This window comes from Prevotella conceptionensis 9403948 (assembly GCF_000312305.1).
GTDB classification, from domain to species: Bacteria; Bacteroidota; Bacteroidia; order Bacteroidales; family Bacteroidaceae; genus Prevotella; species Prevotella conceptionensis.
Window position 1 is genome coordinate 485,258 of record NZ_HE999444.1, and the last position, 20,500, is coordinate 505,757.

Genomic DNA, 20,500 nt, shown 5'->3' on the forward strand with positions numbered 1-20,500 from the left:
AGAACTTGCCCATAGCAAAGAGTAGCACACATCTAATTACCCGTTTCCCGATTCGGGAAGTAAGTTATAAAGCGCCGCTTTCACTCCTCACGGCCTGTTACCCATTTGGGGGTACACGCTGTGTTAGGGCGAAAGTGGTGTTTTCGTGTATATGCTAGTCTTGCTTTTCGTTACAAGGAAAGATGAAAATAAGCATAACGAACCGCATAAACCTCTCCCGGCATGCCGTGTTTTTTGCTCAATTTTCAACCTTTGTTTATGCGCCAGCCATTGGCCATCAACCAAAACTTATCGTGTTTAGCACCCATTGTCTTCTTACCAATGCCCAAAAACTACCTTCTAATCACTTGAAATTAAGGCCATAAATTGCTGTTTCCCCTTTTTTTCGTACTTTTGCAGCTAGTATTCGCTCCACTCGTGGCATTCACCTTGTGCCTAAGGCATGGGATATAGAGGGAGCACACGTCTATTTACATTATTCGAAACAAAACAATTATGGGATTATTTTCCTCAATATTCAAAAGACAAGTCGACAAATCGAAGACGGGTGGCATGGAAGACTACATGACTCTGGTGCGAGTTTACTTCCAGGCAACCCTCGCCGCCAATCTAGGTATAACCAATTTGGCCATGCTTCCCGATTTGAGAACGTACAAAACAACCTTGCGCATACCAACGCAGAACAACAAGTTGGGCCTTGGTGAAAAGGCGCATTGCCGTAAGATGTTGAAAGAACTGTATAAAACCGACGAGGGTTTCTTTAAAGAAATAGATGCCAGCATTAGGAAAAACTGCCACAAGCTGCAAGATGTGCAGGTGTACTTGATACAATTCCAGAACTTCACACAAGATCTCATGATGCTCATGGGCAATCTCATGAAGTTTAAGTTGCGTTTGCCCTCGTTCTTCAAGAAGGCCATTTACACCATGACGCAACGCACCATCAACGACATTTTCAACAAGAACGATTTTTCGGATGCAGGTGTGTTGAAGACCGTTGCCTCGATCAGGCAATATAATAAAAGGCTTGGATTTAGCCAAAAATGGGTAACAGACTTCGTTTTCCAAGTGGTAATGCTGGCCAAGAAAGAGCCGCGTCCCGACGAAAAAGCCAAGTAAGCCACACTTTCGGGGCAAGAAAAGGCCATTCCTCGCTGTCGTCTTTTGGCTTTCCACGCTCGCATAACGGGGTGTTTACGTGGCATATTAGCCCATTGATGCAGCTTAATTACATTTTTACAAGATGTAACAGGTTGAAAATTTGCGCCATCCAAATAAATAAGTTAAATTTGTAGTCAAATTGGTGTTTAATTATGGATGCAAACGAATTCACATTGTCGCTGTTTACCACACGGCTGCGCCAGCTACTTCTCCAATATAAAGAATTGGAGAAAAAGAATGCTGAGCTACAGACGATGATTGATGAGCGCGATGCCCGAATAAAGGAACTGGACGACAGTTTGCAATCTGTTTACAAGAGCTACGACAGCCTGAAAATGGCTAAGATGGTTGAAATCACCGATGGCGACATGGAGTCGGCCCAGAAAAGGCTCTCCAAACTCATTAGAGATGTGAACAGATGTATCACACTTCTAAGCGAAAATAGCATTGACAATGGCTGATAACAAAAAAGACTTCTTCAAGATAACGCTCAATGTATACGACAGGTCGATACCTGTTAACTGCTCACGAGAAGACGAAGAGAAGTATCGCAAGAGTGCAAAGCTTATTACCGACCTTGTGAACTTCTACTCGGCTAGGTATGCAGGCAAGAAAAGCGATATTGACATTCTCTACATGGTACTCATAGACATTGCTATGCGTTACCACAATGCGGACGAACACAACGACGTTGAGCCGTTGATGGATAGCCTTAAAGGGCTTGCCGCAGAGATTGAAGAGACTTTGGGCATCGAGCCAACGTCTGTTTAAGCTGTTTTCTTTTCCGAGTTTTATTGCCTTATGGCAACTTTCGCCAAGGTGTTCGCCCCATAAACACCAAAAGAGAACAGAACAAAAACATTACATAATCAATATAAATCTGTATGATAGAAACGATAATCGCTGCCGCCGTTGCACTTGTTTTAGGGTGCTTTGTTGGCTATCTCCTTTTTAGATACGTCATTAAGGGACAGTATAACGAGATGATAGAAAACGCTAACAAAGAGGCGGAAGTGCTGAAAGAGAAAAAATTGCTCGAAGTTAAAGAGAAATTCCTCAATAAGAAAAGCGAGTTGGAAAAGGAAGTGCAAATCCGCAACCAACGTATTCAGCAAAACGAGAACAAGCTTAAACAGCGCGAGATTTCGCTTAACCAACGCCAAGACGAGTTGGCACGCCGCAAACAAGAGGTGGAACAAAACCAACAGCGCGTGGATAACGAGAAAAAACTGCTGAATATCAAGCAAGAGGAACTCGAAAAGATGCAAAGTCAGGAACGTTTGAAACTCGAAGAGCTGTCGGGACTTAGCGCAGACGAGGCCAAGGAACGACTTATCGAGAGCTTAAAAGACGAAGCGAGGACCGACGCAGCTAGCTATATCAACGAGATTATCGACGAGGCTAAACTCAATGCCAACCAACAGGCCAAGAAGATTGTTATACAAACCATTCAACGTGTGGCTACCGAAACGGCAATTGAGAACTCGGTGAGCGTATTTCACATCGACAACGACGAGGTGAAAGGTCGCATCATCGGTCGCGAAGGCCGTAACATACGTGCTTTGGAGGCTGCCACAGGTGTTGAAATAGTTGTAGACGACACGCCCGAGGCCATCGTTATATCGGCTTTCGACCCCGTTCGCCGCGAGGTTTGCCGTCTTGCCCTTCACCAACTTGTTGCCGATGGCCGTATTCACCCTGCCCGAATAGAGGAGGTTGTGGCCAAGGTGAAGAAACAATTGGAAAACGAAATCATTGAGACGGGTAAGCGTACAGCCATCGACTTGGGTATTCATGGCTTGCACCCAGAACTTATTCGCATTGTAGGAAAGATGAAGTACCGTTCGTCTTACGGACAGAACCTCTTGCAACATGCACGCGAAACGGCCAACCTTTGTGCCGTTATGGCCTCAGAGTTGGGACTAAATCCCAAAAAGGCAAAGCGTGCAGGTCTGTTACACGACATTGGAAAAGTACCCGATGAGGAAAGCGAATTGCCCCACGCCCTTTATGGTGCCAAGATTGCCGAGAAGTATAAGGAGAAACCCGACATCTGCAACGCTATTGGCGCACACCACGATGAGATAGAAATGAATACCTTGTTGGCACCCATTGTGCAAGTGTGCGATGCCATTTCGGGTGCTCGTCCAGGTGCACGTCGCGAGATTGTTGAGGCCTACATCAAGCGTCTCAACGACTTGGAGGCTATTGCCATGAGCTATCCTGGAGTTACCAAAACCTACGCCATACAGGCGGGTAGAGAGCTGCGTGTTATCGTTGGTGCCGACAAGATGGACGATGCTGAGAGCGAGAAACTAAGCGGCGAGATTGCAACGAAGATACAAAACGAGATGACTTACCCCGGACAAGTGAAGATTACCGTTATACGCGAAACGCGTTCTGTGGCCTTTGCCAAGTAATTTTCGTCCACCATGGGTGGCTCGTCAAGCCCATATATAATAAGGTGTGCCGCGTGGCACACCTTATTTTGTTTTTCTGCCCATCTGTTTTTATCTGGCAAGTTGTATGAAAAATACGGGCAATTTGTTTGCTTGTTTCTCCTTCTCTGCGTTAATGGTTTTCAGAGGCGTGGCACCAATGTTGCCTTTAAAAGCTGTTACCGCTTTCACAACTTACCTCCATCCCATGAACATCTTCACCGTTTCGGGGTCGTTATGGTCGAAAAACAGGCTTTTTCCAAGGTCTAATGCCTCAATGCGAGCCATCTCTTCGGGTGTGAGTTCAAAGTCGAAGATGTTGAAGTTCTGTTCCATCCTGTTGCGATGTGTCGACTTTGGTATAATGATGATGTCGCGTTGTATTAGGTATCTCAGTGCCACTTGTGCGGCCGTTTTGTTGTGTGCCTGTCCAATGGCCACGAGTTCGGCATTGGTAAAGAAACCATTTCGCCCCTCGGCAAACGGCCCCCACGACATGGTTAGCGTTCCAAACTCGTTCATATACTGCTGTGCGCGACGTTGTTGGCAAAACACATGGGTTTCAATTTGGTTTACTGCCGGTACAATCTCAACGTTGTTGGCCAAGTCTATAAAGTGGTTTGGTTGGAAATTGCTAACGCCTATGGCCCTAACTTTGCCCTCGCGGTATGCCTCTTCTAAGGCGCGATAAGCTCCGTAATAGTCGCAAAAGGGTTGATGTAGCAGCATGAGGTCTATATAATCGCTTTGCAGCCTTTTCAAACTTTCGTCAATGCTCAGCTTAGCACGTTCATAACCATAGTTGCTAATCCATATTTTGCTAACGATAAAAACCTCGTTGCGTGCTATGCCGCTGTCTTTCACGGCCTGTCCCACGCCTTCTTCGTTGCCATAGACTTGTGCCGTGTCAACCATTCTGTACCCAACAGCCAAGGCATCGCTAACACATCGTTTAGCCTCGGCAGGCTCAACTTGATATACACCATAGCCCAATTGGGGCATCTTAACGCCATTGTTTAATGTCACTTCTTTCATTTCCATTTTTCTTTTCTTAGTTTTCTATTTGCAAAGATACGCTTTTGTGGCAATATTGTTGTCTAATATTACAACATTGAAACCGTCTTTCCTTTGATATTTTACGAGTTGAGTGGAGTTTATTGTTTTTGCTGTAAACCCAGATAAACACCTCACTCTTGTACGCGGAGTGATAGACAAAAATACAATAAAATCAGAAAATCTACCTCTTTTGGCTGAGGCAAAATGTGGATATGCCCCAAAAGGTTATCTGGCGTAGGTCATTCAATGCCTTCTCTACAAGCTGAAAATTGGCTGTCGAGTGCAGACTGCTTCTGCGTTTCCACCAACTTGTCCCCATTGCCCAAGAGCAACACGCTTACTACCGTTCGCGCTAGTGGTAGTAAGCGTGCATGCTTTCCGTGCTATTGTCAATGCGGTGTGTACGGCGTAATCTTCCTTTTGTCTAGTTTTCAGCAAGAAATTTAACACTATGAGTGCCCTTTTTGTCAACCAATCGCCCACCTTGCCGCAAAAAAACGATTCTCGCGAAGGTTTGTTTTGGTACGAAATGGGGTTAGCTTGTGAATGTAGCAAAATGAATATTTATTTAAACAAACAGTCATTTACACCAGTTTTTGCGTGATTTGCAGCAAAATGTAGTGCGTTTTGGTGCTAAATGTAGTGTGTTTTGATGCTAAACGCAAGATGTTTTGGTGCTAAATGCAATGCGTTTTGCTGCAAAACGCAAGGTATTTTGGTGCTAAATACAGTGCAAAATGCTGCAAAATGCGAGACGAAAAGCATAAAAATTCGCACCAATGGTATAAATATAACCTTTCCGAACCATCAAAATCAAGGCTAAAAAGGGTAAAATAGCCATAAAAAGATGGGGTTTTAGGGTCTAAAAGCTAGTAATTGGGCATGAAAAATTACGAGAAGGCAACCAAACTAGAAAGGCAAAATGGTGCAAAATGCAGGTTCAGTTCTTGAAAATAGACAAAATAAAAGACGTGAAAGGCTAGAAATAGTAGCTATTTACCTACTTTTTAGCCTATTTTTTTCGCTAGAACGGAGAGAAAATTAAAGTGGAATTGTAAAATAAAGAATAATAATTTAAGATTTCGAGTAGATGGGTTATTTGAGTTTGTGGGTTTGTAAGTTGATGGGTTGCTTAGCTTGTGATTTCTTGAGTTGATGAGTTATTTGAGTTTGTGGGTTTGTAAGTTGACGGGTTGATGAGCTTGTGATCTTTTGAGTTGATGATTTTTTGAGTTGAAGTAGTGGGGAGCTGTTGTTCTTTTCGTGAGATTATAGGCCGTGAGTTGATTGTTCTGCACTTCGTTTATTAGCGGGATGATTATCTTGTGCAGGCATCACAAAGACAACAAACTCTGCTCAATTTTAGAAATATAAAGCCCCAAGCGGCATAATGAACCGATTGGAGCTAATGCACGATTTGGCTTTAAGCATCTACAAACTGTTCTTTTTCGTTCCTCGAAAAGTGCGTTTTCTTGCCATGACAATGTTTGAACAAGCTCCACATTGTTCATTTGGCTTAACGAAAACTGTTCTTTTCCGTTCCTCGAAAAGTGCGTTTTCTCGCCATGACAATGTCTGAACAAGCTCGACATTGTTCATTTGGCTTAACGAAAGCTGTTCTTTTTCGTTCCTCGAAAAGTGCGTTTTCTCGCCATGACAATGTTTGAACAAGCTCGACGTTGTTCATTTGGCTTAACGAAAACTGTTCTTTTTCATCCCTCGAAAAGTGCGTTTTCTCGCCATGACAATATGTCCGAGCAAACTCGACATTGTTCATTTGGCTTAACGAAAACGTTGGTAAATATGCTAAAAGCAATCGGGAAACTTCACGTTAAGAAGTCTCCCGATTGTATGTTCTGCGCTTTGAAAGCATTAAAAATGGAGGCTTATGGGTTAGAAATTCACGTTACGGTCTTCTTCCGCTCCCTGCAAATCTCCCAACGCCTCGCGCACTTCGGCCCTTTCTTTAAAAGCATCGGCGTGGAAGGGATTGGCCTCTATCACCTTATCGTAGTATTCTTGTGCGGCCGCATTGTAGCCTTTGGCCTTCTCAACACGCGCTTTCAGCAGCAACGCGTCTTCGTTACCGGCCACATGTTCAACCAAGAAGTTGGCATCTTCTTCCGCCTCCTCCAAGCTTTCCATAGCCAATAGCGTTTCGCCGCGCAGCAGGTAAGCGTCTAAATAGTCGGGGGTGGTAAGTATAGCTTTGGTTAGCATGGCCACGGCATTCACGTTATCGCCTTGCCCGATGCAGGCTCGCGCATAGAGATAATGCACCGTAGGACTGGCTTTATCTATAAGTAAGGCCTTTTCGCAGGCATCGGCCATTGCGCCATAGTCGTCCATCCGGTAGGCAACATCTGCCATTCGCACGTAAATCTTTGGGTTATCGGGCTGAGCCTCGGCCAACTTTTGCAGTTGTTCGTAGGCTTTCAGCGGTTCGTTAGTCATCAAGAAAGCTTGCGAAAGATAGTCGCGTGTTTCCAAATCGTCTTTATAACTTAATGCTTTGGTAAAGCAATTGATGGCGTGATCGGCCTGTCCAAGGTGCAATGCCTTTACTCCATCAAATTTAAGGATGTCGAAATTTTTGGTTTCTTCGTCTTTCTTTCTTTCTTCAGGGTCTTCGGTTTTCCCACCGAACAAGGCTTTTAGAATGTTCATGGCTTTGTTTGCGTTTAGTATTTAGTGTTGTTATATTATGTTTTAGGTGGGGCAGGTGGGGCGAATACCGTGGCATTCGCCCCCTCCCTTCACTTAGCTTAATAGTTTTTCAATTCATCGTAAACAGACGGTGTAAGTACGTCGGTGCGGTCCCATTGTGGCCACCGTCCGTTAACCGAACCATACTCTTTGCCCACATCCTTGTAGCGTTGAAAGCTGAATCGGGCGTTGATATAGCCGTCGTCGCCGTCTTGTGCAAGAACGTAGCAATACATGTATTGCAGGTAGCCTATAACCTTTCCGCCGTCTTTCACGGCTTTGCTCACCCATCCCTCTTGGGGAATGGTAACGCTGAGAACGTTTGTGCGCGGATACTTCTTGGTAAACGCCTTTTGGCAAGTGTTCTTAAACTTATCGGCGTCTTTGCCGTTGTAGATGTTTAGCGAGTATATGGGCATGTAGTAGGTGCCGTCTATCTTCACTTCATCGCCGTCTCTGCTCTTGTCGTTAATGCCAATAGCCTTCTCCACCCGCTTTCCAGCGCGCTGCATGGACGATTTGGCCTTCTTCACAATAGTAGAAACCTTATCGGCTAGGCTCTCGTCTTGATTGCCATTGTTGCTTTGCGCCCACGTTTGCGATGCTGACAAGAACATGGCCACGAGCGCACAAATTACTGTTTTCTTCATCATAATTCCTCTTTTAGTTAGTGCAAAAATAAGGCAAATAGGCTATTTTGCAAAACAAATAGTGGTAAATAATATAAAAACAGGCCGTAAGTGGTGTGATATTGGTTAATAGCACCTTGCATAAAAGCGTGTTTGAAACCATTATTAAGGCATGTTCTATAAATTCCCCGCAAAGGTTTAATTGTTGTTCCTTGTGTTGCTCTTCACTGTCTTTTTGCTTTTATCTGGCATCTTTCGCTTTCTCTTTCAGAAAGCATAGTACCCTATGCTCCTTCAAGAAGTAAGCAAACCTTGCTCAGCTAAAAGCTAAAAATACAGCAAAGGTAATTGTTAGAACCTGCCTTAAAAAACGTTTAATGTTTTGTTTTTCGACGTTTATCGCTTATCTTTGTTGCATGATGAAGAAACATTTGCTTGTAACGATAATATGTTGTGCTGTTGCTGGTACGGCTTTCGCTCAAAAAGAGCGGAAACAAAACGTGCGGCGTACAGCCGAAAATGCTGTTGTGGAACAGCCAAAGTTGGTTGATAGCATCGTTGTAGACACGCTGCATAAGCTGGTAACGCCCGTTGTGGCCGTAGAACCAACCATTGATGGGGCGATGGCTTTGCCGTCTTTAACCCTCAACGGACAAATAGAACCGCTGGGTTATCGCCCTTGGTTTTGGGCTGGATGGCAGCGATGGGACTTGCATCCGGGGCTAAACCTAAGCCTTGGTGCGTCTGTATTCGCGCAGTTTGGCAAGCATGCGCGCCACGGGGCAGGCTTTATGCAAAACATTTCGGCCATGTATGCCCAGCCGTTGGGTAAAAAGTTCACGGTGGCCGCGGGCGGTTATCTTAACAATGTGTTTTGGGGCCACGACAATTATCGCAATGCTGGCTTGCAAGCCATTGTGGGTTATCGTTTAAACGAGCATTGGGAGGCCTACCTATATGGACAGAAAAGCTTGGTTAGCAATAGGCTTATGCCCTATCCGTTGTACGATATGCAAGCCTTGGGCGATAGGGTTGGCGCGGCCGTTAAGTACAACTTCAACCCTTCTTTCAGTGTGCAGGTGTCGGTTGAACAGGTTTGGGGACCGAATATGCCACGCGGATATTACGACACATTTAACGATATTGGGCGTTAAAGGCTGGCTTTTGAAAAGTCTACGCAACGTTTCTGCTTGCTTAGGCAAGGTTTAAGCATCAGGCTAAACGCACGAGCTACATCATAAAGGGGATGAGGGCAGCGCGCCTTTCATCCCCTCTTTATTTTACCCGTTGCCGTTCGTTCTATTTCTTTCACGGGGAAATAGGCTTTGGGTTGCCAGTATTTGGGCAGCGCTTTTTGGCAGATTTGTTTTACCATAGCAGTTTCGCTTTCTGCGTTTTCGGCCGAAAGGGGTACGAATTGCAGGCCAACCACCTCGCCAAACTTTTGGTCGTGGCACTTCACGATGCGGTAGGGCACGGACAAATGCTGATGAAGTGCGCGCTCAACTTCTTCTATTTGTATTTTTATACCACCGCTAACAAGCACGTTGTCTAGTCTGCCCAGTATGCGAAAAGCTTGTTTGGGTTCATCGTTATGTTGCAAATCGTCTTCCTGCTTAGCCATTATTATGTGCTTAATGGTGCCAACATCGTTGGTCTCCAACAATCCTTCGCATAGGTGTGGGGCATCTATCACCAGGCAACCTTTATCGTTCAGGCTCACTTTAACCCCTGGAAGAGGTGTGTACCATTGGCTAGCTGCTGGCCCATTAAGCCGACGTAGGGCGATGTGCGACAGCGTTTCGGTCATGCCGTAGGTGCTCCATACGGCATTGGGAAAAGCACTTAGCTCTTTTGCCAAGGCCTCGTCGATGGCACTTCCACCAATAATGAGGTGCTTAATGCGCATTAACCGTTGGCGTTCGGCTGGTACTTGCAGGCTGTTGTACACTTGTAGAGGCACCATTGCTGCAAAGTCGATGTCGGTTTCAAGGTCTTTTAGGGGGTGCCCATCGGGTTCAACCACAACTAGTTGTAGGTTAGCCACGAGCGAACGCACCACCATCATCTTCCCAGCAATATAATCTAGCGGCATGCAGAGCAAGGCCGTGTTGCCTGCTTTCAGCCCCAAGTATTGGCAAGTAGCCCTTGCGCTGGCCTCCATTCGGCGTTTTTCCACCCACAGCGGCTTGGGTTTTCCAGTTGAACCACTAGTGTGAACCAGCATGCGAGGTGCCTTATCGTCGTTCCATAGGTCTAAGAATTCGGCAAGAACCATAGGCAATCTCCTTTTATTTGTAAGGGCATGTCGATGTTATTGGTAAACAATTGGCCCGTGCCAAGCCCTTGTGGCATGGCAATTTGTGGGCCGTAAACCTCTGCTGCTAAGTGGGCGATGGCGTTTAGGCCTACATTGCTCTCTAACGCACTGGTTATCCACGACCCGATTTGGCGGTTTTGGGCCAGAGAAATCCATTCGTTTGTACCCCGAATACCGCCGTGGAGCGATGGTTTCAGCACCAAATATTGTGGTGCGATGGTGTCGAGGAGCTCTTCTTTGTCGGCAAGTGTGTTGATACCGATCAGCTCTTCGTCGAGTGCAATGGGCAAAGGCGACCGCTTACACAAGTCGGCCATCTCGTTCCACAGACCTTTGGCGATGGGTTGTTCAATGGAATGGAGGTCGAGTGCGGCCAACTTTTCGAGTTTCGACAAAGCCTCGGCAGGTGCAAAAGCCCCATTTGCATCTACCCGAAGTTCCACTTGGCGGGACGAAAACGCGGAGCGGATATGGCGAAGTAACTGCAATTCGCGTTCGAAATCTATCGCGCCAATTTTCAATTTCACACATCTGAACCCTTGATTCAGCTTTTCTTCAATGCGCATAGCCATTTCTTCGAATGTTCCCATCCACACTAAGCCGTTGATAGGGATGCCCATTTCGCCCCGTGCAAACGGTGTTTGCGAGAGGTTTGCATGGCCATCGCGTTGCCATTGCCATAGGGCAGTTTCCAATCCAAAGCGAATGGAAGGGAAGGAGCTTAGTTCATCGTGGTTGATTACGCCCGTTTCGCAGAACCGTTGGCATGCTTGGCGCAGGCATTGCTCGTAGTTCGGCAGGTCGTCGCAGCTGAGATTGGGCAGTGGGGCGCACTCTCCCACGCCCACAACGCCAGGCTTTTGCGGCGAAGAGAGCTTAACGAGCCACGTCTTTCGGGTGCGATACACCCCGCGCGACGTGCCTGCCGGCTGCTTGAAATGCAAGGTATGTGGGGCTATGTCGATGTGGAACATCATCCGAAGGCTATGGAAGTTTGGGGTATTTCTTAAAGTCGGGTTTCCGTTTTTCAAGGAAAGCCTTTCCGCCTTCTTGGGCCTCGTCTAGGAAATAGTAAAGCATGGTGGCGTCGCCTGCTAGTTCCTGAATGCCAGCCTGTCCGTCTAGTTCGGCGTTAAGGCCTGCTTTAATCATGCGCAACGCAAGCGGACTGTGTTGCATCATCGTTTCAGCCCAGGCCACGCATTCGTCTTCCAGCTTGTCTTGTGGCACAACCTTGTTAACTAAGCCCATACGTTCGGCCTCTTCTGCGTTGTATTGGCGACAGAGAAACCAAATCTCGCGCGCCTTCTTTTGTCCGACAATGCGCGCCAAATAAGATGCGCCGAAACCCGCATCAAATGAGCCTACCTTCGGACCAGTTTGTCCGAAGATGGCGTTTTCGCTGGCAATGGATAGGTCGCAAACGAGATGCAGAACGTGGCCGCCACCAATGGCATAGCCGTTAACCATTGCCACCACGGGCTTTGGTAGTCGCCTAATTTGCATTTGCACGTCAAGCACGTTCAGTCTAGGCACACCGTCTTCGCCCACATAGCCGCCACGACCCTTCACGTTCATGTCGCCACCTGCGCAAAAAGCCATGTCGCCTGCACCTGTAAGCAATACTACACCGATGTCTTGGGCCTCGCGACAGTAGGCGAAGGCCTGACTCATCTCCCACGTAGTGCGCGGAGTGAAGGCATTTCGGTAACGCGGGCGATTGATTGTTATCTTGGCAATGCCCTGATATTCCTCGAATAATATTTCTTTGAAGTCGAAAACTTCAATGGGTTTCCATTCTCTTTTCATATAATGATATTTGTTTTTTGGGTAAGGGATGTTTCTATTAGCAAGGTGTTGCTGAACATTTGGTTGTTGTAACGCCCTATTATGTTAAGTTCACTTCCAAAACGAAAGGGCGGTTTCCGCCATAGCCGATAAGTTCGGCGATACCTTTTTGCAATGTCTCAATATCGTTTACAAATAGGTGTCTTGCGCCGTTCTGTTGGCAGATTCCTTGCGCCGAAGTGTTGTGCGTTGCCGAAACAAAGGTGGCTTGTATGTCGTCGGCAGGCATTCCTTTAACGTGTCGGAATATTTTTCCACCACCATTGTTGAGCAACATTATGCGTAGATTGCCGCCCAGACGGGTGTTCCACAGGGCGATTTGGTCGTAAAAGAAACTCAAATCGCCAATTACACAATACACATTAGCTTGTGTTGCCAGTGACATGCCTGCCGAAGTAGACAGCGAACCCTCGATGCCGTTTACGCCACGGTTGCACCAAACATGGTGTTGAGCATGCTTATTGGCCAAGCGAACGCTGAGGCTGTTGGCATAATGTACCTCAAACGGTTGGTAGGTTTGTTGTAATTGTTGCTCGAAACACTGCACGGCGTAGCCTTCGGAAAAGGTGGGAGCCGCTTGATTGAGCTGTTCGCGATAGGCGTTGTGACCCGTTTGCCATAGTTGGCGAAAGGCTTTGGTGCGCTCTTCGTGTTGTTTGGCGTCCGTTTGTTGCATCATTTGCACCATCAGCGACAGCACTTCGTTGGGTTTGGCCTCAACAATAGCCGTGAGATTCATAAAGGTATCAACCACTTCTCCGCCCTCGTTAACGAGCCATTGGGGTGCGTTGTGCATCTGCCGCAATAGCGATTTGAGGTTTTTCCCAATGAGATGTCCGCCCATATACAATACGAAATCGGGCGTATAGGGTGCTGTTTCTGCGCAAGTGGCTAACAATTCGTCGGCATTTTGCAGTCCACCGAGATGGCTCAATACTTCTGAAACCACTACGGCTTGCCCCTCTAAGGCCTTGACAAGCGATGGGTTGACAGAGCCAGGAGACATTTGTCCCAACACAATCATGGGCTTTTCGGCTTTGCGGAAGTCGGCCATTAGGTTGTTAAGTGTTGTTGCTGCAAGATTGCTGGGCGTGCAACGGCTTATCGTTCGCTCGCTGGGTAGGGTCGTAACATCGTATTTAAAGAGCGGTTCGGATAAGGGAACGTTGATATGAACGGGCCCTACGCCATGATGATTGGTAGCCAAAAGAGCCTCGTTTGCCAAGCGGTTGCAGTGCCAACGTTGGGTTTCGTCGGTGGGTTCGTTTAGTGTTACGGCCTTCTTCACAAAGTCGGCAAGGGCGTTTTGCTGGCGAATGGTTTGCCCGTCTTGTTGGTCTATCCATGCCAAAGGGCGGTCGGCAGAGATAACTATCAAGGGAATGTGCTGGTAATATGCCTCGGCCACGGCTGGCAGAACATTGAGCAAGGCCGACCCCGACGTAACGCAGACGGCCACAGCATCGCCATCGAGCAAGGCCATACCCAAGGCATAGAAACCTGCCGAGCGTTCGTCGGTTACGGGATAGCAGCTAATGGCACCCGACTTTACCAGGTTGTGCACGATGGGCGCATTGCGCGAACCGGGGCAAACCACGGCTCGCCTTACGCCATGAGCCACGAGTAAGGAGGTAAGGATGTTGATGTTTTCTTTATTCGAATACATGTTTACTGTTTGGTTTCATGTTTGGGCTTGTAAGTTTATCAGTTCATGCGTTTGCAAATTCATGCGTTAGGCGGTTGGCTTTTGTTCATAAGCGTTTATACTTATAAGCTATTCGCTGCCGAAAACTCAGATGGTTTAAGCCTGAGTGGTTTACATTAAAACTCATAAACTTATTAGCTCATAAGCTTAAAAGCTACAATTATGGCTGCATTAGCCCCAACATCGTTTCCATTTTCGCCCTCGTTTCTTCCCATTCTTGTTCTTCGGTGCTGTCTTTAAGCAGTCCGCCACCTGCATAAAGGCACGCTTTGTTGGGCCACAGCTGCATGCAACGAAGTGAAACATATAGCTTTGTGCCGCCATTAGCCGTTACCGGACCGCAAAAACCGCTGTAATATAGCCGGCGATGGGGTTCGTTGTCACTGATAAAACGCCATGCCTCGGCTTTGGGTAAGCCGCAGATGGCAGGCGTGGGATGCAGCATTTGCACGAGGTCGCCTAGTCCGTAGGCAGGTTTTAGGGTAAAGGCGAAGTCACTTCTAAGGTGAACCAAGCCCCCTGCCCTTTGGGTATAAGGCGGTGTTTCTTCGATGTTGTCGGCCAAATGTGCAAGACATTGGGCGATGTAACGCGCCACCAGTCGCTGTTCTTCTTTGTTCTTCGCACTCCATTCTAGGGGTGTGGTGGGGGTGTTCCACGTTTGGTCTGGCCATTTCTGTTGCTCGCCAGTAAGCCGCATTGTGCCTGCAAGGGCCATGGTATGCCAGTGGTGCATGTCGTTTCGCACCAGAACTTCGGGCGTAGCCATAAGCCAAGTGCCTGCACTGCGTGTGTTAACCAGCGCGATAAACAAACGGGGATAGCGTTGGCAGGCTCTCCAAAACAATTCTTCGGCATTGGGGATGTGTTTAAACGCTACCTCTTCGGTTCTGCTTAGTACGATTTTGGCAAACTGCCCTTGTACAAGCTGTTGGTGAAAGCGACGGAAACTTTCTTGGTACGATTGGCTCACCTGCTGTTGGCTGTTGCTGGCTGTTGTTGTTTCAACGGCTGTGGCATTACGTGCGAGTGTCGACACATGCGTTTCAACATCAAGTTGTTCCACCTTGTCGGGGGCGATAACGAGCAACGGACAATCGTCTTCAATGGCGAAAGGAGCGAAGACAAAGCCCTGAACGTGGTTCAAGGCTGCATAGTTTGGCAGACTTTGCGCCTCTCCATGTAGCTGAACATAACGTGTGGCATGCGTGGCATGCGGTTCGCGAAACAGCGCAAAGTCAGTCATCTTTGCGGCCTTTGATCACGTAGTTGGTTACTTGTACCGAGCAAACCAGTTCGCCTGCTGTGTTTCTGATTTCTACCAGCCATTGGTGTAGCGTTCGTCCCTTGTGCAAGATGTGTGCCGTTGCGGTTACGGTATCGCCTTCTTCAACGGCGATGAGGTGGCTCCCGCTAACGTTGATGCCCACGCTTATCTTGCCCGGACACAGTGCTAGCGAACCAACGCCCGCTAGATTTTCGGCCAAGGCTAGCGATGCACCGCCGCTAAGAAACCCGAAAGGTTGCCTGTTGCGCTCGTCTACCTTCATTCGCGCCATGCATGTGTCGGGTTCGGGGGTGGACATAAATTCCATACCCAATGCCGTAGATAGGTTGGGCAACTTGTTTATCCTGTCTTTAATGTGCTCGATGTTCATGATGCTTGCTTTTTTTGTTAGTGCAAACTTACACAAAAATGCTGTAAAAATGGCATGAAAAGCAGATTATTAGTTGTTGAGTTTATTGGTTGTTGAGTTTATAAACTCAATAACTCACAACCTACTAACCCTCATAAACTCAATTTAACCCCAATCGATCGTTATGCCGCTTATTAATAATTTTTAGGTTATTTCCTTCGCTTCCTGTCCATCTTTCGTTTGCTTGTCGGGCATCTTGCCTGTCTTATTCTCTTGACGTAACCCGCTACACCTTCAAGAATAAGGCAGGCAAGATGCTCAACAATCAATCAAAATCTGCACAGAATCTAGCGACCGATTTGGGTTTAATTGTATCGCGAACCTTGTGCGAACGGCTTTTTATTCGTATCTTCGTTTGCTAAAAATAAGGAGATACAATGACGGAACAATTAAATATAGCAGTGGTTGGCGGTGGTGCGGCAGGATTTTTCGCCGCCATTGCAGCCAAACAAACAAACCCCAAGGCGCGAGTTACGATCTTTGAACGCGGACAAAAGGTGCTGGCCAAGGTGCTTGTAACGGGTGGCGGACGTTGCAACCTTACCAATTCGTTTGCACGGATAGGCGACTTGAAACAGGCTTATCCGCGTGGCGACAAGATGATGAAACGGCTTTTTAACGTATTCGACCACGACGACACATGGCGGTGGTTTGAAGAGCGCGGCGTGAAGTTGCTTACGCAGGAAGACGAATGCGTGTTTCCCGTGTCGCAATCGGCACAGAGTGTGGTAGACGCCTTAACGAACGAGGCTCGTAGGTTGGGAGTGGAAGTGCGTACAGGGCATGCGTTAGGGTTGGTGAAACCTTTGCCTAATGGCGACTTGCAGTTGGAGTTTAAGGCGCAAAAGCCGCTTACGTTCAATCGGGTGGCTATCACAACGGGCGGTTCTCCGCGTGCCGAAGGCTTGCAATATTTGGCTCGTTTGGGGCATGATATTATGCTGCCAGTGCCTTCGCTCTTTACGTTTAACATTGCCGATGCTGCTTTTAAGGCCTTGATGGGTACGGTGGTAGAGGATGTTACGGTGTCTATTGTTGGCACAAAGCATAAGGCATCGGGTCCATTGCTCGTTACGCATTGGGGTGCAAGTGGTCCTGCTATACTCAAACTTTCGTCGTATGGTGCGCGTTTTGTGCACGATTGTGGCTATCGTTTCTCTATTGCAGTGAACTGGATTGGGCTAACCAACGGCGCATTGGTGGCTGAACACTTGCAAGGTATTGTGGAAAACAACAGGCGAAAGCAGTTGTCGAGCGTGCATCCTTTTGGCTTACCCTCGCGCATGTGGCTGTATATATTAGACAAGACAGGACTTGGAGCAGAGAAACGATGGGAAGAATTGGGTAAGAAATGTTTGAACAAGCTGGTTGAAACGCTCACTAACGACTTGTATAGCATTACGGGCAAAGGGGCGTTTCGCGAGGAGTTTGTTACTTGCGGCGGCGTATCGCTCACGAACATCAACCTCAATACGATGGAAAGTAAGGTGTGCAAAAACCTATTCTTCGCAGGCGAAGTGCTGGATGTGGATGCTATTACGGGCGGATTTAACTTGCAAGCGGCGTGGACAACGGGCTATGTGGCGGGTAAAGCGATGGGGGTATGAATTGATAAGTTGAGTTGTTAACTCGGAGCCGTCTTGACTTTTAGTCTCTATAAATTGAGAGGAGTGCAGGACAAGTCAACACACTGCCTTATAAACTCACGAAAGCCCAACAACTCCCGAATACATCAACTCGCAAACTCATCAACTCACAAACTTAAATTGTTATCTTTTATTTTACAATGTCACTCTGTTTTTCGCTCCGTTCTAGCGAAAATGTTGGTTAAAAAGTAGGTAAAAAGCCACTTTTTCTAGTCTGTCACACCTTGGTGTTTGTCGATTTTTAAGCCTAGAACCTGCATTTTGCACCATTTTGCCTTTCTAGTTTGGTTGCCAACTCGTATTTTTTCAACTCCAATTTCCCACTTTTAGCCCCTAAAATCCTACTTTTTAACGACTATTTCGCCCTTTTCAGCCATGTTTTTCATGGTTCGAAGAGGTTTTGTTTATACAATTGCTGTGGATATTTATGCTTTTCGCCTCGCATTTAGCAGCATTTTGCACTGCGTTTAGCACCAAAATGCGTTGCGTTTAGCACCAAAATGCACTGCATTTAGCACCAAAACGCACTGCGTTTAGCGGCATATTGCAGTGCATTTAGCATCAAAACGCACTGCATTTAGCGGCAAATCGCCCCAAAACGGGTGCAAATGGCGGTGTCTTTAAATAAATATTCATTTTGCCCATTCGCATGCTAACCCCTTTTTTGCATCAAAAAGAACTTTCGCGAGAATCGATTATTTGCAGCAAGGTTGGCGGGTGGTGAGCAGAAAGGGCACTCATAATGTTAAAATTCTTACTAAAAATTAGACAAGGAGAGATTGTGCCGAAGACGCGTGTGTGGGCAATGGCATGGCAAGCATGTACGCTTTCGACTGCCAGCGCGATCGGTTGCGGCTCATGCTGCTTACGGACAACTTGCCTGTCCGCTCATTAACTTGCCCATTTACAATAAACGGGATGCAGCCCAAAGGTGCATCCCGTTTGTAAAACAGTTGTTGCGTACGTGTTTAGTAAGCGAAGAGTGGATAGTCTTTCATCTTTTCGTTTACGCGTTGGCGTACGTTGGCGATAGTCGTTTCGTCGGTTGGGTTGTTCAGAACTTCCTCAATCAGTTCGGCAATAAAGCCCATGAGGTCTTCTTTGGCTCCACGAGTAGTGATGGCAGCCGTGCCCAAGCGGATGCCGCTTGTTTGGAAAGCACTGCGTGTATCGAAGGGAACCATGTTCTTATTAACGGTAATGTCCGCAGCAACAAGAGCGTTTTCGGCAACCTTACCCGTTAGTTCGGGATACTTGTCGCGCAGGTCTACCAGCATAGAGTGGTTGTCTGTTCCACCGCTAACGATGGTGAAACCACGCTTAACAAGCTCTTCGGCCAACACTTTCGCATTTTTCTTAACTTGCAAAGCCCACTCCTTAAACTCAGGTTGAAGTGCCTCTTCAAAAGCAACAGCCTTAGCTGCGATGACGTGTTCTAGCGGTCCACCTTGGATTCCGGGGAACACAGCCGAGTTGAGCAGTTGGCTCATCATCTTTACTTCGCCCTTCGGCGTTTTCTTTCCCCACGGATTTTCAAAGTCTTTGCCCATAAGGATGATACCACCACGCGGTCCGCGAAGTGTTTTGTGCGTGGTAGAAGTAACGATGTGTGCGTATTTCAACGGGTTCTCCAACAAGCCAGCGGCAATCAGACCGGCGGGGTGAGCCATGTCAACCATGAAGATGGCACCCACCTTGTCGGCGATGTCGCGCATGCGCTTGTAGTCCCATTCGCGGCTATAAGCCGAGCCACCACCGATGATAAGCTTTGGCTTATGTTCCAGCGCAAGGCGTTCCATTTCGTCGTAATCAACGCGCCCAGTTTCCTTGTTGAGGTTGTAGCCCACGGGGTTGTACAAAATACCCGACGTGTTTACAAGGCTACCGTGGCTAAGGTGTCCGCCGTGTGCAAGGTTCAAACCCATGAAGGTGTCGCCAGGGTTGAGGCAAGTAAGCAGCACGGCCTCGTTAGCTTGTGCGCCAGAGTGGGGTTGTACGTTGGCAAACTCGGCACCGAACAACTTTTTAATTCGCTCGATGGCCAGGTTTTCCACCTTGTCAACCACCTCGCAACCGCCGTAATAGCGTTTTGCGGGTAGGCCTTCGGCATACTTGTTGGTTAGATACGACCCCATAGCTTGCATCACCTGTTCGCTAACGAAGTTCTCCGAGGCAATTAGTTCGATGCCTTTGAGTTGGCGTTGATGCTCATCTTCAATGAGTTTGAAAATTTCTAGGTCTCTTTTCATAGTTGAAATTGTTTGTGTTAGTTATTGATTAGGGCGTGGTTTCTATGCACCACGCCGATGATTAATGTCGTTTTTTCTTGTTATTGGCCTATGTGTGTAGGCGTATGGCATGCGTGGTTAAACCAGTTGCACCTTGTCTATGGCCTGCTCCATGTCGCAGTAATGGCATTTCAGGGTGCGGCTAATCTTGTCTACCACGTTGAAAACCGTTTGCATGGGCTCGTTGTTGGTGATACATTTGGGATTGTTGCACCGCACGATGCCTTTGAGTTCGGCAGGCGTTTCCACCTTCTTTTTCTCGATAACCTCGTAGTCTTTGATGATGTTAAGCACCACATTAGGTGCTACCACCGAGAGGCGCGAAATCTCTTCGTCGGTAAAATACCTGTCTGTAACCTTAATGATGCCTTTCTTTCCCACCCTTTTCGAGGCATAGTTGTTGCCGATGGTTATGGGTTCGTTAAGTGTTTGCAGTTCGAGCAAGGTTACAACCTGAAAGGTTTTGTCGGCAGGAATGTGGTCGATAACGGTTCCGTTTTTGATGGCGGCCACTAGCCGTTCTTTCTTATTTGCACTCATTTGATGATGGTTTTATCGTTTCTCACATCTTCCAGCGTGATGCCTAGCACGTCGCAAAACAGCGCTTGGCGTGCGTAGAGCCCGTTTTGGGCCTGCTGAATGTAGTAGGCGTGGGGGTTATCGTCTACATCGTAGGCAATTTCGTTTACTCTTGGCAGCGGATGCAGAATGCGCATGTTGTCTTTTACGTTGGTCAACATGTCGTTTCGCAATATATACACGTCTTTTACGCGTTCGTATTCCATGAGATCCGAGAACCTTTCCTTTTGCACACGCGTCATATATATAATGTCGGCATCGGCAATCACCTTGTCGTTAAAGGCCGTATGTTCTTGAAACTTGATGCCGTGGTTTTTGCAATAGAGCTTATACTCGTTGGGCATGGCCAACTCTTTGGGCGCGATGAAATGGAACGTGGGGTTGAAATGGCGCATGGCCATGATGAGCGAGTGCACCGTTCGGCCGT

At 47.3% G+C, this 20,500-nt stretch carries 17 protein-coding genes and 1 pseudogene; 6 read left to right on the plus strand and 12 right to left on the minus strand.

Going from position 1 to position 20,500, the window contains the following annotated elements:
- Nucleotides 1-495 precede the first annotated feature (495 nt).
- From BN93_RS04235 to rny, 4 genes are all read left to right on the plus strand, one after another.
- Complete coding sequence (locus tag BN93_RS04235) at nt 496-1,119, plus strand: hypothetical protein (RefSeq protein WP_044259732.1); 624 nt, start codon at nt 496-498, stop codon at nt 1,117-1,119.
- 194 nt (nt 1,120-1,313) lie between these two features.
- Nucleotides 1,314-1,622 (plus strand): hypothetical protein, encoded by a 309-nt coding sequence (locus BN93_RS04240; protein WP_009230058.1) that lies wholly within the window; start codon nt 1,314-1,316, stop codon nt 1,620-1,622.
- A complete protein-coding gene (locus BN93_RS04245; protein ID WP_009230057.1) occupies nt 1,615-1,932 on the plus strand; it encodes a cell division protein ZapA in 318 nt (105 codons plus the stop codon). Before BN93_RS04240 ends, BN93_RS04245 begins: the two co-directional genes overlap by 8 nt.
- A 113-nt stretch (nt 1,933-2,045) precedes the next feature.
- Complete coding sequence (rny, locus tag BN93_RS04250; RefSeq protein ID WP_009230056.1) at nt 2,046-3,581, plus strand: ribonuclease Y; 1,536 nt, start codon at nt 2,046-2,048, stop codon at nt 3,579-3,581.
- A 213-nt stretch (nt 3,582-3,794) separates the two neighbouring features.
- Here the strand turns inward: rny and BN93_RS04255 are convergent, their stop codons facing one another.
- The 3 genes from BN93_RS04255 to BN93_RS04275 all read right to left on the minus strand — a co-directional run bounded on the left by BN93_RS04255 (nt 3,795) and on the right by BN93_RS04275 (nt 8,014).
- Complete coding sequence (locus BN93_RS04255) at nt 3,795-4,634, minus strand: aldo/keto reductase (RefSeq protein ID WP_044259836.1); 840 nt, start codon at nt 4,632-4,634, stop codon at nt 3,795-3,797.
- A 1,914-nt stretch (nt 4,635-6,548) separates the two neighbouring features.
- Nucleotides 6,549-7,322 (minus strand): tetratricopeptide repeat protein, encoded by a 774-nt coding sequence (locus BN93_RS04270; RefSeq protein ID WP_019187116.1) that lies wholly within the window; start codon nt 7,320-7,322, stop codon nt 6,549-6,551.
- Between the two features lie 98 nt (nt 7,323-7,420).
- Nucleotides 7,421-8,014 carry a hypothetical protein gene (locus BN93_RS04275; RefSeq protein ID WP_019187117.1) on the minus strand — a complete coding sequence of 198 codons (594 nt, stop codon included), beginning with the start codon at nt 8,012-8,014 and terminating at the stop codon, nt 7,421-7,423.
- Nucleotides 8,015-8,406: 392 nt separating this feature from the next.
- Between BN93_RS04275 and BN93_RS04280 the strand changes: the two genes are divergently transcribed.
- Complete coding sequence (locus BN93_RS04280) at nt 8,407-9,144, plus strand: hypothetical protein (protein WP_019187118.1); 738 nt, start codon at nt 8,407-8,409, stop codon at nt 9,142-9,144.
- A gap of 110 nt (nt 9,145-9,254) precedes the next feature.
- Here the strand turns inward: BN93_RS04280 and BN93_RS04285 are convergent, their stop codons facing one another.
- From BN93_RS04285 to BN93_RS04310, 6 genes are all read right to left on the minus strand, one after another.
- Nucleotides 9,255-10,268 (minus strand): AMP-binding protein, encoded by a 1,014-nt coding sequence (locus tag BN93_RS04285; RefSeq protein WP_019187119.1) that lies wholly within the window; start codon nt 10,266-10,268, stop codon nt 9,255-9,257.
- The gene (menC, locus tag BN93_RS04290; protein WP_019187120.1) at nt 10,247-11,287 is read right to left on the minus strand and encodes an o-succinylbenzoate synthase; all 1,041 of its coding nucleotides are present in this window, start codon (nt 11,285-11,287) and stop codon (nt 10,247-10,249) included. The genes BN93_RS04285 and menC overlap by 22 nt, the downstream gene beginning before the upstream one ends.
- A gap of 7 nt (nt 11,288-11,294) precedes the next feature.
- On the minus strand, nt 11,295-12,119 hold the full coding sequence (gene menB / locus BN93_RS04295; protein ID WP_009230050.1) for a 1,4-dihydroxy-2-naphthoyl-CoA synthase: 825 nt from the start codon (nt 12,117-12,119) through the stop codon (nt 11,295-11,297).
- Nucleotides 12,120-12,198: 79 nt separating this feature from the next.
- On the minus strand, nt 12,199-13,824 hold the full coding sequence (menD, locus tag BN93_RS04300) for a 2-succinyl-5-enolpyruvyl-6-hydroxy-3-cyclohexene-1-carboxylic-acid synthase (protein ID WP_019187121.1): 1,626 nt from the start codon (nt 13,822-13,824) through the stop codon (nt 12,199-12,201).
- Nucleotides 13,825-14,023: 199 nt separating this feature from the next.
- Nucleotides 14,024-15,109, minus strand: coding sequence for an isochorismate synthase (locus BN93_RS04305; protein WP_019187122.1), 1,086 nt, complete (start codon nt 15,107-15,109; stop codon nt 14,024-14,026).
- Nucleotides 15,102-15,521 (minus strand): PaaI family thioesterase, encoded by a 420-nt coding sequence (locus BN93_RS04310; protein ID WP_019187123.1) that lies wholly within the window; start codon nt 15,519-15,521, stop codon nt 15,102-15,104. The genes BN93_RS04305 and BN93_RS04310 overlap by 8 nt, the downstream gene beginning before the upstream one ends.
- Nucleotides 15,522-15,937: 416 nt before the next feature.
- Here BN93_RS04310 and BN93_RS04315 point away from each other — a divergent pair, with 416 nt between their 5' ends.
- Nucleotides 15,938-17,167 carry a BaiN/RdsA family NAD(P)/FAD-dependent oxidoreductase gene (locus BN93_RS04315; RefSeq protein WP_019187124.1) on the plus strand — a complete coding sequence of 410 codons (1,230 nt, stop codon included), beginning with the start codon at nt 15,938-15,940 and terminating at the stop codon, nt 17,165-17,167.
- A gap of 1,007 nt (nt 17,168-18,174) precedes the next feature.
- On the opposite strand, the gene glyA is transcribed toward BN93_RS04315, so the two are convergent.
- The 3 genes and pseudogenes from glyA to BN93_RS04330 all read right to left on the minus strand — a co-directional run.
- Nucleotides 18,175-19,455: a serine hydroxymethyltransferase gene (glyA, locus tag BN93_RS04320; protein WP_019187125.1), complete on the minus strand. Its 1,281-nt coding sequence runs from the start codon at nt 19,453-19,455 to the stop codon at nt 18,175-18,177.
- 117 nt (nt 19,456-19,572) lie between these two features.
- Nucleotides 19,573-20,034 carry an aspartate carbamoyltransferase regulatory subunit gene (locus tag BN93_RS04325; protein ID WP_019187126.1) on the minus strand — a complete coding sequence of 154 codons (462 nt, stop codon included), beginning with the start codon at nt 20,032-20,034 and terminating at the stop codon, nt 19,573-19,575.
- A pseudogene (locus BN93_RS04330) lies at nt 20,031-20,500 on the minus strand (aspartate carbamoyltransferase); the annotation flags it as partial. The gene BN93_RS04325 and the pseudogene BN93_RS04330, both read right to left, overlap by 4 nt.

Coding starts and splice junctions, on each gene's coding strand:
- BN93_RS04270 (WP_019187116.1), bottom strand. CDS start 7,322: ATGAACATTCTAAAAGCCTTGTTCGGTGGGAAAACCGAAGACCCTGAA.
- BN93_RS04285 (WP_019187119.1), bottom strand. CDS start 10,268: ATGGTTCTTGCCGAATTCTTAGACCTATGGAACGACGATAAGGCACCT.
- BN93_RS04275 (WP_019187117.1), bottom strand. CDS start 8,014: ATGATGAAGAAAACAGTAATTTGTGCGCTCGTGGCCATGTTCTTGTCA.
- rny (WP_009230056.1), top strand. CDS start 2,046: ATGATAGAAACGATAATCGCTGCCGCCGTTGCACTTGTTTTAGGGTGC.
- BN93_RS04240 (WP_009230058.1), top strand. CDS start 1,314: ATGGATGCAAACGAATTCACATTGTCGCTGTTTACCACACGGCTGCGC.
- BN93_RS04310 (WP_019187123.1), bottom strand. CDS start 15,521: ATGAACATCGAGCACATTAAAGACAGGATAAACAAGTTGCCCAACCTA.
- BN93_RS04325 (WP_019187126.1), bottom strand. CDS start 20,034: ATGAGTGCAAATAAGAAAGAACGGCTAGTGGCCGCCATCAAAAACGGA.
- BN93_RS04245 (WP_009230057.1), top strand. CDS start 1,615: ATGGCTGATAACAAAAAAGACTTCTTCAAGATAACGCTCAATGTATAC.
- glyA (WP_019187125.1), bottom strand. CDS start 19,455: ATGAAAAGAGACCTAGAAATTTTCAAACTCATTGAAGATGAGCATCAA.
- BN93_RS04255 (WP_044259836.1), bottom strand. CDS start 4,634: ATGAAAGAAGTGACATTAAACAATGGCGTTAAGATGCCCCAATTGGGC.
- BN93_RS04280 (WP_019187118.1), top strand. CDS start 8,407: ATGATGAAGAAACATTTGCTTGTAACGATAATATGTTGTGCTGTTGCT.
- menC (WP_019187120.1), bottom strand. CDS start 11,287: ATGATGTTCCACATCGACATAGCCCCACATACCTTGCATTTCAAGCAG.
- BN93_RS04305 (WP_019187122.1), bottom strand. CDS start 15,109: ATGACTGACTTTGCGCTGTTTCGCGAACCGCATGCCACGCATGCCACA.
- BN93_RS04235 (WP_044259732.1), top strand. CDS start 496: ATGGGATTATTTTCCTCAATATTCAAAAGACAAGTCGACAAATCGAAG.
- menB (WP_009230050.1), bottom strand. CDS start 12,119: ATGAAAAGAGAATGGAAACCCATTGAAGTTTTCGACTTCAAAGAAATA.
- BN93_RS04315 (WP_019187124.1), top strand. CDS start 15,938: ATGACGGAACAATTAAATATAGCAGTGGTTGGCGGTGGTGCGGCAGGA.
- menD (WP_019187121.1), bottom strand. CDS start 13,824: ATGTATTCGAATAAAGAAAACATCAACATCCTTACCTCCTTACTCGTG.